This window comes from Bradyrhizobium sp. USDA 4541 (assembly GCF_024171085.1).
GTDB lineage: Bacteria > Pseudomonadota > Alphaproteobacteria > Rhizobiales > Xanthobacteraceae > Bradyrhizobium > Bradyrhizobium australafricanum.
Map to the genome: position 1 here is coordinate 4,519,247 of NZ_JALJZF010000001.1, position 12,963 is coordinate 4,532,209.

15 protein-coding genes and 5 pseudogenes are annotated in these 12,963 nt (G+C 59.7%); 13 read left to right on the forward strand and 7 right to left on the reverse strand.

Annotated elements, in window-relative coordinates; genetic code table 11:
* Nucleotides 1–39 precede the first annotated feature (39 nt).
* Both J2R80_RS21235 and J2R80_RS21240 read left to right on the forward strand, forming a co-directional pair.
* Complete coding sequence (locus J2R80_RS21235) at nucleotides 40–912, forward strand: alpha/beta fold hydrolase (protein ID WP_141342267.1); 873 nt, start codon at nucleotides 40–42, stop codon at nucleotides 910–912.
* A 141-nt stretch (nucleotides 913–1,053) separates the two neighbouring features.
* Nucleotides 1,054–1,230: a hypothetical protein gene (locus tag J2R80_RS21240; RefSeq protein ID WP_194295329.1), complete on the forward strand. Its 177-nt coding sequence runs from the start codon at nucleotides 1,054–1,056 to the stop codon at nucleotides 1,228–1,230.
* An 806-nt stretch (nucleotides 1,231–2,036) separates the two neighbouring features.
* Here the strand turns inward: J2R80_RS21240 and J2R80_RS21245 are convergent.
* Nucleotides 2,037–2,314, reverse strand: a pseudogene (locus J2R80_RS21245) (DNA -binding domain-containing protein).
* Nucleotides 2,315–2,483: 169 nt separating this feature from the next.
* Here J2R80_RS21245 and J2R80_RS21250 point away from each other — a divergent pair.
* The 3 genes from J2R80_RS21250 to J2R80_RS21260 all read left to right on the forward strand — a co-directional run bounded on the left by J2R80_RS21250 (nucleotide 2,484) and on the right by J2R80_RS21260 (nucleotide 3,936).
* A complete protein-coding gene (locus tag J2R80_RS21250) occupies nucleotides 2,484–2,693 on the forward strand; it encodes a helix-turn-helix domain-containing protein (RefSeq protein ID WP_141342269.1) in 210 nt (69 codons plus the stop codon).
* 296 nt (nucleotides 2,694–2,989) lie between these two features.
* Nucleotides 2,990–3,427, forward strand: coding sequence for a hypothetical protein (locus J2R80_RS21255; protein WP_253639337.1), 438 nt, complete (start codon nucleotides 2,990–2,992; stop codon nucleotides 3,425–3,427).
* 194 nt (nucleotides 3,428–3,621) lie between these two features.
* Nucleotides 3,622–3,936 (forward strand): hypothetical protein, encoded by a 315-nt coding sequence (locus J2R80_RS21260; protein ID WP_141342271.1) that lies wholly within the window; start codon nucleotides 3,622–3,624, stop codon nucleotides 3,934–3,936.
* A gap of 182 nt (nucleotides 3,937–4,118) precedes the next feature.
* Here the strand turns inward: J2R80_RS21260 and J2R80_RS21265 are convergent, their stop codons facing one another.
* Nucleotides 4,119–4,625 carry a GntR family transcriptional regulator gene (locus tag J2R80_RS21265; protein WP_253590608.1) on the reverse strand — a complete coding sequence of 169 codons (507 nt, stop codon included), beginning with the start codon at nucleotides 4,623–4,625 and terminating at the stop codon, nucleotides 4,119–4,121.
* Nucleotides 4,626–4,655: 30 nt separating this feature from the next.
* A pseudogene (locus J2R80_RS43490) lies at nucleotides 4,656–4,739 on the reverse strand (hypothetical protein); the annotation flags it as partial.
* On the opposite strand from J2R80_RS43490, the pseudogene J2R80_RS21275 reads away from it, so the two are divergent.
* Nucleotides 4,719–5,147 (forward strand): annotated as a pseudogene (locus J2R80_RS21275) (transposase); the annotation flags it as partial. The pseudogenes J2R80_RS43490 and J2R80_RS21275 overlap by 21 nt on opposite strands.
* Nucleotides 5,148–5,572: 425 nt before the next feature.
* On the opposite strand, the gene J2R80_RS21280 reads toward J2R80_RS21275, so the two are convergent.
* On the reverse strand, nucleotides 5,573–6,265 hold the full coding sequence (locus tag J2R80_RS21280; RefSeq protein WP_141342273.1) for a potassium channel family protein: 693 nt from the start codon (nucleotides 6,263–6,265) through the stop codon (nucleotides 5,573–5,575).
* A 134-nt stretch (nucleotides 6,266–6,399) separates the two neighbouring features.
* Entirely contained in the window at nucleotides 6,400–6,651 is a 252-nt protein-coding gene (locus tag J2R80_RS21285) for a hypothetical protein (protein ID WP_141342274.1), read from the reverse strand.
* A gap of 537 nt (nucleotides 6,652–7,188) precedes the next feature.
* On the opposite strand from J2R80_RS21285, the gene J2R80_RS21290 reads away from it, so the two are divergent.
* Nucleotides 7,189–7,941 carry an outer membrane protein gene (locus J2R80_RS21290; RefSeq protein WP_141342275.1) on the forward strand — a complete coding sequence of 251 codons (753 nt, stop codon included), beginning with the start codon at nucleotides 7,189–7,191 and terminating at the stop codon, nucleotides 7,939–7,941.
* Nucleotides 7,942–8,067: 126 nt separating this feature from the next.
* On the opposite strand, the gene J2R80_RS21295 is transcribed toward J2R80_RS21290, so the two are convergent.
* On the reverse strand, nucleotides 8,068–8,568 hold the full coding sequence (locus J2R80_RS21295) for a hypothetical protein (protein ID WP_246786702.1): 501 nt from the start codon (nucleotides 8,566–8,568) through the stop codon (nucleotides 8,068–8,070).
* Between the two features lie 44 nt (nucleotides 8,569–8,612).
* Nucleotides 8,613–8,798: a hypothetical protein gene (locus J2R80_RS21300; RefSeq protein WP_141342276.1), complete on the reverse strand. Its 186-nt coding sequence runs from the start codon at nucleotides 8,796–8,798 to the stop codon at nucleotides 8,613–8,615.
* Nucleotides 8,799–9,159: 361 nt separating this feature from the next.
* On the opposite strand from J2R80_RS21300, the gene J2R80_RS21305 reads away from it, so the two are divergent.
* From J2R80_RS21305 to J2R80_RS21330, 6 genes and pseudogenes are all read left to right on the forward strand, one after another.
* Nucleotides 9,160–9,363 (forward strand): LuxR C-terminal-related transcriptional regulator, encoded by a 204-nt coding sequence (locus J2R80_RS21305; protein WP_141342277.1) that lies wholly within the window; start codon nucleotides 9,160–9,162, stop codon nucleotides 9,361–9,363.
* A gap of 276 nt (nucleotides 9,364–9,639) precedes the next feature.
* Entirely contained in the window at nucleotides 9,640–10,092 is a 453-nt protein-coding gene (locus J2R80_RS21310; protein WP_253589755.1) for a hypothetical protein, read from the forward strand.
* Nucleotides 10,093–10,671: 579 nt separating this feature from the next.
* Nucleotides 10,672–11,415, forward strand: a complete 744-nt coding sequence (aqpZ, locus tag J2R80_RS21315; RefSeq protein WP_141342279.1) for an aquaporin Z — start codon at nucleotides 10,672–10,674, stop codon at nucleotides 11,413–11,415.
* A 207-nt stretch (nucleotides 11,416–11,622) separates the two neighbouring features.
* Complete coding sequence (locus J2R80_RS21320; RefSeq protein WP_141342280.1) at nucleotides 11,623–12,144, forward strand: hypothetical protein; 522 nt, start codon at nucleotides 11,623–11,625, stop codon at nucleotides 12,142–12,144.
* 159 nt (nucleotides 12,145–12,303) lie between these two features.
* Nucleotides 12,304–12,435: pseudogene (locus J2R80_RS21325) on the forward strand (transposase); the annotation flags it as partial.
* A 20-nt stretch (nucleotides 12,436–12,455) separates the two neighbouring features.
* Nucleotides 12,456–12,897, forward strand: a pseudogene (locus J2R80_RS21330) (hypothetical protein).
* Nucleotides 12,898–12,963 lie beyond the last annotated feature (66 nt).

Below are 12,963 nucleotides of genomic sequence, written 5' to 3' on the forward strand. Positions count from 1 at the left end.
CAGCAGGCTGAGTTGCAACGAGAGGATCAAACTGTAGCAATGCCCAAAGTGCGTGCCGGAGAGGTCGACCTTGGCTGGCGGGAGTGGGGCGAAGGCGAAACCACGGTCGTCTTCATCCACGGCAATCTCGCCAGCAAGGACTGGATCGAGCTCGCCGCCCCCTTGTTCCCGAGCGGCCTTCGGGTCATCGGAATCGACTGGCGCGGTTGTGGCGACAGCGATCGCCCGGCCGCGACGCCGGGCTATACCAACTACTCGATGCAGCAACATGCGCTCGACATGCTGGCGGCGCTGGATGCTCTGCAGATCCCATTCTGTCATCTCGCGACGCATTCCACCGGCGGCATCATCGCGGCGCGCATGTTGCTGATGCGGCCGGAGCGGTTTGGCCGGGTATTCGCGCTCGATCCCGTGACGCCACTCGGGCTCGCGTTCAACGCGGAGCAGATCGGGCTGTTCCGCGCGATGATGGCGAGCCGCGAGGTGACGCGCGCTATGATGGCGACGGCTGCTTCTTCCTTGTTCCTTCCGGACAGCATGGCGCCGAATGCGGTGCCGGTGTTCCGAGAGGGGTTGGGCGCGATCCCAGCCCTGTTCGAGCGTATCCTGGAGCAGACGTTTGGCGTCTCCGAGGGAATATGGATCGGCACGCCCGTCAATCTGACACGCGAGCGGGAAAGCCGCGAGCTCGAGCGGCGGATGCCCGAAATCCGGCATCCACATCTCGTCGTCTGGGGCGAAGGTGACGGCTGGATCGCGCCCGCCGACCTCCGGACCATGGCGGCGGCGATGCCGAACTGCCGGTTGGTCGTCGTCCCGGGCGTCGGCCACTCAATGAACCTGGAAATGCCGCCACTCTATGCCGGCTATTTTGGCGCCTGGTTTGGTGGCCTGAACGACCAGCGATGGTGAAACTCGTGAAGATCCGAAATCCTTGGTTCGGTCGACGGGCGATTAGAAGCGGCATGCCGCAGAAGAAGGCCTGCTCGCTTCGAACCTCAACTGACTGTTGCTAGCTCCAATTTGAATCGAAGGGATCGCTTCGGAGGATCAATGGCTGACACCCCAAAACTCTCGGTCGAAAAGGCGCTAAAGAAATTGCGAAATAGCGATGAGCCGAAGTCGAAGAACGAACGTCATGACGAGAAAATGAGCGCGCTCGACGAAGAAATAAGGCGCATGAGAGCGCAGAGGCTGCGCCTGGATCGGCTCAAACGCACCCGCGACTAGGGGAACTCGTTGTTGTGGTAGCCCGAACGAACCCCCGTGACGTCGCCGGCTCCTGAGCTTTTGGCCGGAAACGAGTCAGCGATGCTCAACGCGGTTGACAGACCCGCTGCGCTCGGGCGAGTGAACTGACGATCCGGCAAGGTTCGAACCTGCAACCCGCAGTAGAAATCCGCTGCTCGGCCATTTGGCCTACGGCGCGTTGAGCGGGCGGGTGCGGTGGTGGGTCGGTTTGAAAACCCACCCCGAAAGATTTCCCTTGGTTAATTCAAGGCCGCGTCCATCCCACCCGTAGAACTACGGGCTCCGGGCAATTGGGCCAGGTTGTATTCTCCAGCAGCCAGCCCTGCGATTTCGGCCTAAAAGGCACCCAAACGCCGGAAATGCTCCCTGCGACGTCGCCGCTTCCGGCAAAGCACTGAAATCGCGGCAAATGCGAACGCCCTCCGAGCGCACCATAGACCCAGAATACAGCCACGTCATCGCGACGTGGCCCCGCCAGGCGATCGGGATGCGCCTTGGGAGCTCGGCAAAGTGACCCGACGCTCGTGCGGGGTGCGGTATCGAGCGACATTTGGACGGAAACGCGGACTTGGTTTGTGACATCGCGATGGCGTTGCCTGCCGGGTGCGAGTGGGTCGGACCGGCGCCATCCCCTCAAGGCTGGCGCTTCGCGTCCCCGCTTTGGCGGCCTTGACCGGATATCGCCGGCCCGGCATCGGCCGGCCAGGCAGGTAAGGCTCGGTGCGAGCTGAGCACCCCTCGCGACGGAGCCTTCGCTCCTCGGAGCGTTTAGGTCACCCGATTCCCTAATTGGAGTTTCCGCCGCGCAGCAGCTGCCGGTATCCACACTCAGACATCCATTTGGCACGGGCCAAATGGCTCTCAAATGCTTTGCGTGCACGGTCTGGCTCTTGGCCGGGGTCGATGCGCAGCAAGGTCTGTGTGATTTCGCGCCAATCAGTGCCGCCCGCATCAGCATCGAGTAAACGAAGATAGGTGTGCAGATCTGCTCATCGTAGACCGTGAGCGTTGCGTCGACCGGAGCGACGTCAGCGATAGTGGGATCGATCGGCGGTTTTCGCATTGGGATCCTCGTTGAATGCGCATCCATTCAGAGATGTTCGTCACGAGCACAGAAGCTTGGCGAGTCGCTTAAGACGGCACTCGACGCAGGCAACGGAGCTCATACGAAAAACGCAAAATATGGACTATATTCCCTAGAGACTATATACCCGGCAATGCCCGATCCTACAATGCAGGATTGGCGCGCAATTGTTGGCAGGAACGTTCGCAAATTTCGCAAACAGCGAGGAATGACTCAGGAAGAACTGGCCTTTGAATCCGAGATCGATCTGACTTACGTGGGCGGAATTGAACGCGGCAAGCGTAACCCGAGTTTATTGGTGATGGCGCGCATCGCAGACGTTCTTGCGATACCGCTGTCTAGACTACTGTCGGATTGAAGCTCCCAAAGCCTCTTTCAAAACAAGCAGTACTTCCTTGAACGGCATTGTGCTGCTCGTCCCATATTCCTGCAATTGGCGCCATTGGCCGCCTAGCGTTTTGCTGGGGGTGGCTAACCGGGAAGAGGACTTCATTTCCGCTGCACCGGCAAAGGGCGGACCCCTGCAATCCAACCCCGTAACCTTCCGGGTGAATGGGAAATCAGCCTCACGCCGCTTGTACACTACCATCGGTTGCGGCTAGGTTTTTAGCATTTTCGACAGTTGTTCTATTCTCCTCCGATTTCGCGATTTCCATGTCATCCATTTCCTCTCCGCCGTCGCCGTCCTTAGAACACGCTCTGCTCCTGCTTTCGTCAGGGCAAACGCTGAAGGTGCGTGCCATCGAACTCTATCCAGCCGAACAACTCGCAAAGATCGCGGGCTTGCGCGCGCAAGCCGCGCAAAAAATGGGCGGCGTATCCACCGGCTTGGGTTTCATTGGATCGCCAGCATGGGCCGTTGGAGCCGGTGCCGTGCTCGGAGTTCTTGAGGCCGCCCTGTCCGAGAGCAGCAGGAAGCAAGCCCTCCCGACGATCAAATACGCGGAAGAGTTGGTAATGTCTCTTCGCGCTACGGGGCAGGTCTTCGGCATCGAGAACATCAAGCATATCGAGCATCCGGACCCGAGCGTATGGGCAGCGAGCACCGTTGCTATTAAGCGCATTACAGAAAACGGCAGCTGGGGTCGATAAATTCATACCGATACAGAAGTTACGACCAACTTCATTCATTCTGGCGACGACTTTTTACGCGTCCAGACCGCTGACGGTTTGATTAATGTCAGATGGTCAGGTGTGATCGGTTACGTTGCTCCGAGCCACGCACAGCCGACTGATGCGCGGTTGGCGTCGGGCACCGCGATCAACGACTAACGTCGGAGGAGGCGATGCCGACAGTACCGAACCCGTACCGGCAACACCTAGTGCTATTGATCGCGTTGTCCGGCCTTGCGGGAGTAGTAGCGGCTGGCTCACTGATGATGAGCCTGTCCATCGGCGGAAATCTCAGCGCGGCATTGATTGGCTTAGTCGGCACGATCGTTGGCAGTGCCGTTAGCTTCGGCGCGGTTACGTTTCACGACAAAAGGCGCCAGGAACAAGAGATCAAGGCTATGAGAGCAAGTCTCTATGCCGAGATCGTCGATCGCGCCGCACGATGCGCCAACGACTATATCATCCCGCTGCTACCGAACCTTGCGTGACCAGCACGCTTTCCCGTCCGCGCAGCCGAGCGGATCGAATGCGATCAACCTGGTGCCCGTCTCCGTTTCGACCTCGAGCAAAGCGCCCGTTGGTAATGTGTTAAGGTGACGGCTAGACCAGAGCCTGCCGCTGACGCGCGCTCTAATCATTCGATTGTCCTTTCGACGGCCGACGCAAATTCTCACGCGCTGCGCCATGTGAGGTCGCCACTGTCCGTTTCGGCAAATCCGGCCTGCAAAACCTCTTCGCGCTTGTGGCGGAGATGGGCGCGCAGGATGTGGGAGAGGCCTGTGCCGTCGCGCCGCTGCAAGGCATTGAGGATCGCTTCGTGCTCCATGACGGCGAGCGCCCAGCGCTGCGGCGTCATCGGCGTGACGTAGCGGGCGCGGCGAATGCGGGCCGTGACAGAAGCATAGAGTCCGGCCAGCACAGGATTGCCGGCGGCGGTGACGATCGCTTCGTGGATGGCGCGATTGCAGCGGTAGTACTCGATCAAATCGCCGCCGCGATAATGCTGCGCCATCGCCGCTTGCGCGGCGGCAATCTGTTCGATCTCGCCGTCCGTGATGCGCTCGCAGGCGAGTTCACCGGCGAGCGCCTCGAGGCCCTGGCAGACCTCAAAGAGGTCACGCATGTCCTTGTCGGTCAGCTTTGCCGCACGCGAGCCGCGATTGGGCAGCAGTTGCACGAGACCCTCGGCGGCGAGCACCTTGAGAGCCTCGCGCAGCGGTGTGCGCGCGATCTGGAGCCGTTCGCACAGGTCGCGCTCGGGAAGGCTGTGCTGGCAACGGTGCGTGACGATGCCGTCTGTCGTCGGCTGATGACCGTGCCAGGTGTTGGTCCCCTGGTGGCCATTACCTACAAATCGGCGATTGATGACCCTCATCGCCTCGGGAAATCGAAGGCGGCAGGCGCGCTGTTCGGGCTCACGCCAAAGAAATACCAATCGGGAGAAAAGGACGTCACGGGCGGAATTACGCTGGCCGGCGACGAAACAGTGCGCACAGTGCTGTATGAAGCCGCCAACGTTCTGCTATCGCGCATAACGCGGTTCTCAAAACTCAAGCGTTGGGGGATGGACGTCGCCAAGCGGCGAGGTTCGAAGCGTGCAAAAGTCGCCCTGGCACGCAAGCTTGCAGTGATCCTGCATCGGATCTGGGTCGACGGCACAACTTACCGATGGACCGAAGCGAGGCCGATCGCAGCATAGAAGACGTGGAGGAGATCAGGAACGCAACCGGGCTGAACTGAAGTCCGGTGCCCGAAGTCCCGTCGCCGGGACGGTGGATCCGGTGAAGCCGTTACACGCCCAGTGGTCGTCATCTGACGACGAACCACGCGCATCTAGATAGGCTCACCGCGCCCTCTGACAGCATGATGTGGCGGCCAGGCGTTGACCACGGACAGAAGCATGAGCTCGGCGGCGTGACGTTCATTCGGGAGGCTTGACATCATCGGGCCCATTACAGAAGGACGTGTACTCGTTGAATCGAGCGCACGTTTGATGTCTGCTGTGGCCCACAGCGGTGCGAAAGCGGACATCGCTGCAGATCCGAGTCGGGCCAATAGTAGAGACGGAAGGGCAATGCCTCTCACAGGTTCGAACGACTTTCGTGCAAATCGGCCGGACCGACCCTAATGCCCGCTACGGCTCAATTCGAGGGTGACAAGCCTCGCCAATAGCGTAGCTGGATAGAGCTGACCAATTATGCTTTCGATGTTGCACAGGCTTCGCGCTATCGGATGCACCGGAACAATATCGCCGTATCCCGTCGACGTTAGAGTGACCAAACTCAAATAGAAGGCCGAACTGGCAAGAGCTGGATTGTCTTCGAACTTGATTTCCTTGAACGCATCCGGAAGCGTGAACCCGGCGAATATGAACAGCGTCCCAAAAGCGAGCGCGATAAGGAGATACAGCAGGATCGCGCCAACGATTCGATGATAGGTGACGGGGCCGCCTCTGAATACGGCTTGTGCGACAACCGCGCCGAGCGTGACCGCGATGACGAGCCATGCAGCAGCCAAAGACAATACGTTATAGGGCCATGGGGGATAAAACAGACGTACCAGAAAGACCGCGACATTGGCGGCGAAGCAGACCGACATAATGGCGAGCGCCGCTGGATGGTCGGAAATGACGATCATGCTGGCTATGATACCCAGCAACGCAACAATCGCCAGACCTTGAAAGGCAAAGATGCCCACGGCGTGAAGCGGCGCAACCACAAACATCTCGAACGCGAGCAGTAGGGCCAGCAGCGTCAGCAGCCGGTCGGTATATGTTTCCCGTAGTCGGCTCATCTCGCTTTTGGGGCCGGCGACCATTCTATGCTCTAATGGCGTGAGACGTGTAACGCCCTCTGTCACTTCACGCGGTGTACGCAAATATGCGCGTCTCGCGCGCGGTCACGAACCCGGCTGCCGTCTGCCGCCAAGGTCGTGACCTGCAAACGAGTGCTTTACCGCCGCACCCCAACGCGATTGACGCCGCCATTTAGATTGCCGCCGGCGTTGTGGCGGACCGCAGCTCGCGCCACTGGACGCGGCGCGAGCACGACGCCGGCCCTCGCCACGCAACCATGCGGATAACCGACGTACTGGCAGTAAATGACGGCTTTGGCCGGTGCTGAACTGAGAGTGAGACTTCCAAATCCCAGCATGAGGCTGGCTGCAATTCCCGCAACTGTCATTGGTTTGGTCGAAAGATGCATGGCGCTCCTCCTCGCGAACCGAAAGGGAATGGGCCGCTTCAGGTGCGGCCAAAGGTTATCGTGAGTGGCAAAGGATGAGTGACGTTGACGTAGATCAATGTCGTTGCCTGATTGCGCTCCACGGACTGAACTTCATCCAATTCTGTCCGCTCGCGCGACATTCGACGCATGGCGTGCGATCGCACACCGTTTGCACGACTTTGAGCAAGGGCTTCACGTCAAGGCACCCGCCTAGAGATCATTTGCTCGATCTTGGCGATGCGGTTCGCGACTTTGTTAGCCGCACGGATTGATCTGCTCTCGGGATCAACTCGACGCCGATACAAGCTTCCCCAGCCGTCGTGTGGCACAAAAGTCTGCACAGTAGCGTGCATATGATTGCTGAAAAGCCGCAACTGTTGCAGTCCTGGCACACGTCGTCGGCTCCAAATCGATTAGGCTGACAGGTGGAATGGGAATGCAAGCACAACCTTTGCAACATAGTTAGCGGCCGTCGTCCGGGCAGTCATTGCAACGACGCCGGAAGGGGACAATGCGATGAAGAAACTGTTGATGGGTACTGCAGGTTTGATTGCGCTCGGCATGGCAACTTCCGCGTCGGCAGCCGATATGGCTGTCAAGGCGCCGCCACCGGCCCCGCTTCCCGTGATCTACAACTGGAGCGGTTTTTACATTGGTGCCAATGGCGGCTGGGGTGAAAGCCACAATTGTGTGGATTTCGTCACGCTCGCAGGAACAGTCGCAAGCGGTTGCCGTGATCGTTCGGGCGGCCTCGCCGGTGGGCAAATTGGCTATCGCTGGCAATCCAATCAGTTTGTGTTCGGATTGGAAGCGCAGGGTGATTGGGCCGACCTCAGCAACACGCGCGTCAGCCTGTTCAATCCGACGCTTTCAACCACGGTTAAAACTGACGGCATCGGCCTCTTCACGGCCCAACTCGGTTGGGCATGGAACGCGTCACTGCTCTACGTGAAGGGCGGCGCGGCCGTGACGAGCAATCGCCTCACGATATTCGACAACACCACCGGGATCGGCCTGGTCTCGGTGGATAACACGCGCTGGGGCGGCGCACTGGGTGTCGGCTGGGAGTATGGCTTCGCACCGAACTGGTCGGTCGGTGTTGAATACGACCATCTGTGGATGGGACACGCCAATAACTCCTTCTCCGTGGCCGATCCGCGCCTTGCGGCCGTACTCAACGACCGTATCAGCCAAGACGTGGACATGGTCACGGTGCGCATCAACTACCGCTTTGGTGGATACGCGGCGCCGGTTACGGCGCGTTACTGACCAACTGGTGGTCTTCAGCAAACTCGAAGCCCCGGCGTCGTCCGGGGCTTTTTTGTCAATTCGATGATCAGAAGATCAAGAGGGCGGCTCAGGGAGCCGCCCTCTTGCCGTGCCGTTGTGCCGACGTCACTGGCAGACGTACATGTGGCCGTCAGCCATCTTCGTCATCGTACCGGGTTCGCAGCCGATGCCATTAGCTGCCTTGTATTCCGTCCATCCGGCATAGCCGTAGTACGGGCTGATCCCATGATAGGCCCGTGCCGGGTAGTAAGGTTGGCCGAAGTGAGGATCAGTCTGGGCGGCATAGGCATTGCCCCAATCGCCTGTGCCCCATCCGGAATAGGCCGGCGCGGCAGCGGCGGCCGTGGCGACTGCTGCGGTCGCGGCGATTCCCGCGCCATAACCATAGTGCCGATGCCCGTACCCATATCCGTACACGGCGCGCCGCGTGTGACGACGGGCAACTCCCGCAACGCTCATGGGTGTCAGCGGTCGGCCCACGCGCGCCTGGGCACTTTCGACTGACGCCGAAATGCCACCTTGCTCAGACCAGGTGATGGAGAGCAGTGTCGCACAAGCGAACGTCGAGAGCGCAATTGCAGTATTTCTGACAAGTCTCTGCGTCATGTCGAATCTCCAGCGTTAGTTACTCCATTGGCTCCACTCCAAAATCAGCGATCCGCTAATACGACGTACGCCGTGAGCGCGGCTGAAAGAAACCCGCCGCCCACCGCGACCGCCCTAAAGAAGGCTTCGCGGTCGAGTGCCGCGAGAAACCAGCGCTGGGCTGCCTTCAACCGGAGTTCAACCGGATACTTCCGCGGAATTCCGAATGCCGCCGCGGGTTTGTTGAGCACGTCAAGCACCCGCTCAGGAGATACGGGCTGTCTGCTGTGCTTCGTGCCGGACGCGCGCGGTGAGCGGCCGCGAACCTGTGCTTGTGTGCTGGCTGAAGGTACAAGACCGCGCTTGGGGGCGACCGGACTGATGCCGGAAGTCCCGTGCAACCGGTACCCAATGTTGGCCCCCGGCATACGCATGACAACTTCCCTTGCGAGAAGTATGCACCCGCGGCAGTAATCCTGCCAGCAAATTTGCAACCGCCGTGCCGATTGGCACAACTGCATGTCATCGAGACAACGGTTCTGACCGATTTGCCAGTTTCGGTCAGCAGAAGGATTCCATAAAGTTGTTGGGGGATGGAGCAGGGAAGCGACGATGTTAATTCTGACGCCCCGCGAAGAGCTGCTTTTGCGAAGAATGGCCCAGCACAAGACCGACCGTGAAATCGCCGTGCAGATCGGCGGTACTCCGCTGCAAGTCTGTGGCCAGCGCAAACGGTTGATCGAGAAGTTACAAATTCAATCGGAAGCTGACCTTGCATCGTGGGCGAGCCAGCATGCGCGCTGGCCCAAACCTTAGATTATCGACTTCACTTGGACGCATCGACGGCGAGTGACGTCCCGCTTCGGCATCCTTACGTTCGAACTCCACCCGTGGGTTCGCTTCGATCATGAGAACACTTGATCCATGTCAACGGTGCTGAAGTTATCGAATATGAAATTGGTACCGACCATGCGCATCTCGGAGCGATCTTGCGGCCCATCGCCGCTTGACGCGGTGCCATGAGCCACGCTTCAGGTGGCCCCCTCGGATCATGAAGCCTGGCAATGTGCACAATGGCCAATGGAGCGATCCATGCCACTGGCGCGATATTTCCTGCATGTCGGCGGAGCGCTGCTCGCGCTCCTCTTTCTCTTGGGTGCCTATCTGCCGAATTCGCCGGTGGCAGAGCGATCCAACTCCGTTCGCCCGGCCATTCGCATCCATTCGATGGAGAAGCTGCCCGACCTCGTCGTGTACGATACGAGCCGGCCGATCATCGTTCCCGAGCACGTCGCGCAGGATGATCCTGATCCAGCCCAAGCCCCAGTCCCAGTCGAGATTGCCGAGGCGTCGCCGGGAAATCGAGCGGCCTTCGCCCAGATGCGGCCATCCGGTATCGAGCGGCCAAAGTTGTCAGTTCCCAAATCGAAAGCAGCCAAGCCGTCCCAAAAGTACGCACATGCAAGGAGACACGCACCGCCGAATTACGCATTCTTTGCGGAGCGGCGGCCGCGATATGGGTGGTTTGACAGCTATGTCTGGTGACCCAGCTACATGATGGCGATGAATGACGGCTGCGTCATCGCGCGAAACCTTGACCAACCTCAAGAACAACCGATGTGGTGGACGCGCAATCGTTTGACTTAAATCAAGGGCGAAAGCGCGCAGTCCTCCAATCTTGTCAACTTTCTTGCGGTGCAGGAGGTTCGTATCATGAGCGAAAATAGCGTCTCCCGCCGAAAGGTTCTCACCTTGGTCGCGGCCGCGTTTGGCGCGGGAACAATGCTTCCGGTCATTATGATCTCTGATGCCGAGGCCCAGACTGCTGGGATGGAACGCCGTCAGGAACGGCGCAGCGGCCGCCATGAACGGCGGGAAACCCGGCGTACAGGTCGTCACGAGCGACGTGAGACACGGCGGGGTGGAGGCTCAGACACGACGACCGGGGCTGCGAGCACTGGGTCAAAGTAAGCTCTGATCGAGGAGCCAGCGCAGCACGCTAACAAGCTGGATCATCTCGCGGCTGGCGCTGCGTGATTTCGCTGTTTTACGAATGGGGCGGCGTCGGTCGCACCTTTTCGGTGACACTCGGCCGCGGCGGGGCGATAACTCTGGGAGGAGTCGATGAACAGCGGAACAATTCAGAAGTGTGCAGCGGAGGCGACCGGGACGTTCTGGTTGACGTTTGGTGGCTGTGGCAGCGCGGTGATTGCGGCGCATTTCCCTGAGGTCGGCATCGGCCTTTTGGGTGTGTCGCTCGCCTTCGGACTAACAGTGCTGACAATGGCCTATGCCATCGGTCATATTTCCGGATGCCATCTGAATCCCGCCGTGACCGTCGGGTTATGGGCGGGCGGCCGCTTTCCGGCGCATGACATTGGCCCGTATGTCCTGTCCCAGCTTGTTGGCGCCATCATTGCGGCAGCTGTTTTGTATGTAATTGCCAGTGGTAGCCCGGACTTCGACCTCGCTAAGGGCTTCGCGGCCAATGGGTATGGACCGCACTCACCAGGTCACTACGGCCTGTTCTCCTGCCTTCTTGCTGAGGTGGTGCTGACCATGATGTTCCTGTTCATCATCATGGGCTCGACGCACGGAAAGGCACCGGTCGGCTTCGCTCCTATTGCGATCGGACTCGGGCTCACGCTGATCCACCTCATCGGTATTCCCATCACGAATACGTCGGTGAACCCGGCCCGCAGCACCGGGCCGGCCTTGTTTGTGGGCGGATGGGCGCTGGCGCAGCTCTGGCTGTTCTGGGTGGCGCCGCTGGTGGGTGGTGCACTCGGCGGTTTTGCATATCGCCGACTGAGCGAGCAGCCTTCCGCAGAGATCACCGGCATTGCCCCGACGGCACCCGCGGAATGAAGCAGCAGGTGTTTGTGGTGTTAAACGGTGCGAGAAAGCGCGCCCGGGCGGACTCTCGTTCACGGCAGTCATCTCGCCGGGAGGGCTCGAGAGGACCGAGACACAGGTGTAACCTTTTTACGCAGGGAGCGCGTCTGTGTGGTCGCGGCCACCGCCGGACCGAGCGATTAAGGAAGAGCCCGGCATCAGACATAACCGGAGGCAACCATGGCCGAGCCCGAGGGCAATGGCATTTCCGCGCGGTTGTGGAGGCTCCCTGCGCAGTTGCTGCTGGCGCTGATCAATGCGACGGCAATCCTGGTGATTGTCGCTGCGATTGTTGCGCTAGTCGCGATTGCGCGCATCAACCAATTCGCTGAAAACGTCGTCGCAACAATGACCGAAGCCGCACTGTCGAAGGTCGATCTGCCAGCGAAAGACGTACTGGCGAATCTGCGAAACCTGACGGCGGAAGTCCGCACGCTTGGCAATACCCTTCGGGAGATCAAGGCAGGAGAACACCCAGCGCTTCAACACGAGATGGGGCAGCTGAGGGACGCGCTGACCGACTTGAATGTCAGCGTCGATCGGCTCGGAAGCGCGAAGTCGATCCTCACTGACCAAGCGATCGAACAATTAGGTCGGACGGTGACCGACGGACTGGCGAAGCTGAGGAACTGCTCTTCCAGCGCTCGCCAAGTGGCGCCTGTCCGTAGCCCCAGAAAGACGGTCGCCTTGACAAGCCCGTGAACGAAAATCGACTACCCCCGCTATGGGTCATGAGCGCCAAAGCTCCAAGCGAGCATAAGACGTCTGCTTTTGGGCGGATAGCGTCCGAACTTCCTTTTGACGAGCGAAGTTGAGCCTTCCCCCCGAGCCGTGGTTCAAGCCGGTGATCGAGAGGGTGTTATGCGCTACAAACTCAGTGACGAAGAATGGGCCGCCATCAAGCCAATGCTGCCGAACAAGCCGCGCGGCGTACCGCGGGTGAATGACCGTCGTGTCCTTAATGGCATCCGGCTTGCTCGAACCAGGGTAGGATAATGAAGTTCGTAAGGTGACTGCTTGCGGCAGCGCTCCTGCTTGCGGGTGTCGGGGCAAGTCACGCGGCAGTCCGCATTGCCGATGATCGGGGCGGTCAAATCGGAGGCTACATCACCAAATTTCAACGCCTGCGCTCATCCGGACAATCCGTGATCATTGATGGTCTCTGTGCCTCGGCCTGCACCATCGTCCTCGGCGCCAGTCCCTCACGACAAAATCTGCGTGACCTCGCGTGCGGCGCTTGGTTTCCATGCCGCCTATGATTTCGGCACCAACGGCCGCACCTTCATCAATCGCGAAGCAACTATGATGCTGTATTCGATGTATCCAACATCGGTGCAGCGGTGGATCGCCGCGCGCGGCGGGTTAACGCCGCAGATGATCTTCCTGCGCGGCAAGCAACTGCAGGCGATGTACCAACCGTGTTACCTCGATGCGTTAGGATCGGTTGGGCGCTGAACCTTCTCGGTCGGCTCCAATACGGTCCCGCCCACGCCGACGAGATGATCGAGTAGTCGGGCAGTT

Excerpts from the sequence above, each read along its gene's own strand:
- J2R80_RS21290 (WP_141342275.1), top strand. The coding sequence starts at position 7,189 with ATGAAGAAACTGTTGATGGGTACTGCAGGTTTGATTGCGCTCGGCATG.
- J2R80_RS21240 (WP_194295329.1), top strand. The coding sequence starts at position 1,054 with ATGGCTGACACCCCAAAACTCTCGGTCGAAAAGGCGCTAAAGAAATTG.
- J2R80_RS21250 (WP_141342269.1), top strand. The coding sequence starts at position 2,484 with ATGCAGGATTGGCGCGCAATTGTTGGCAGGAACGTTCGCAAATTTCGC.
- aqpZ (WP_141342279.1), top strand. The coding sequence starts at position 10,672 with ATGAACAGCGGAACAATTCAGAAGTGTGCAGCGGAGGCGACCGGGACG.
- J2R80_RS21255 (WP_253639337.1), top strand. The coding sequence starts at position 2,990 with ATGTCATCCATTTCCTCTCCGCCGTCGCCGTCCTTAGAACACGCTCTG.
- J2R80_RS21295 (WP_246786702.1), bottom strand. The coding sequence starts at position 8,568 with ATGACGCAGAGACTTGTCAGAAATACTGCAATTGCGCTCTCGACGTTC.
- J2R80_RS21280 (WP_141342273.1), bottom strand. The coding sequence starts at position 6,265 with ATGGTCGCCGGCCCCAAAAGCGAGATGAGCCGACTACGGGAAACATAT.
- J2R80_RS21235 (WP_141342267.1), top strand. The coding sequence starts at position 40 with ATGCCCAAAGTGCGTGCCGGAGAGGTCGACCTTGGCTGGCGGGAGTGG.
- J2R80_RS21285 (WP_141342274.1), bottom strand. The coding sequence starts at position 6,651 with ATGCATCTTTCGACCAAACCAATGACAGTTGCGGGAATTGCAGCCAGC.
- J2R80_RS21260 (WP_141342271.1), top strand. The coding sequence starts at position 3,622 with ATGCCGACAGTACCGAACCCGTACCGGCAACACCTAGTGCTATTGATC.
- J2R80_RS21305 (WP_141342277.1), top strand. The coding sequence starts at position 9,160 with ATGTTAATTCTGACGCCCCGCGAAGAGCTGCTTTTGCGAAGAATGGCC.
- J2R80_RS21320 (WP_141342280.1), top strand. The coding sequence starts at position 11,623 with ATGGCCGAGCCCGAGGGCAATGGCATTTCCGCGCGGTTGTGGAGGCTC.
- J2R80_RS21310 (WP_253589755.1), top strand. The coding sequence starts at position 9,640 with ATGCCACTGGCGCGATATTTCCTGCATGTCGGCGGAGCGCTGCTCGCG.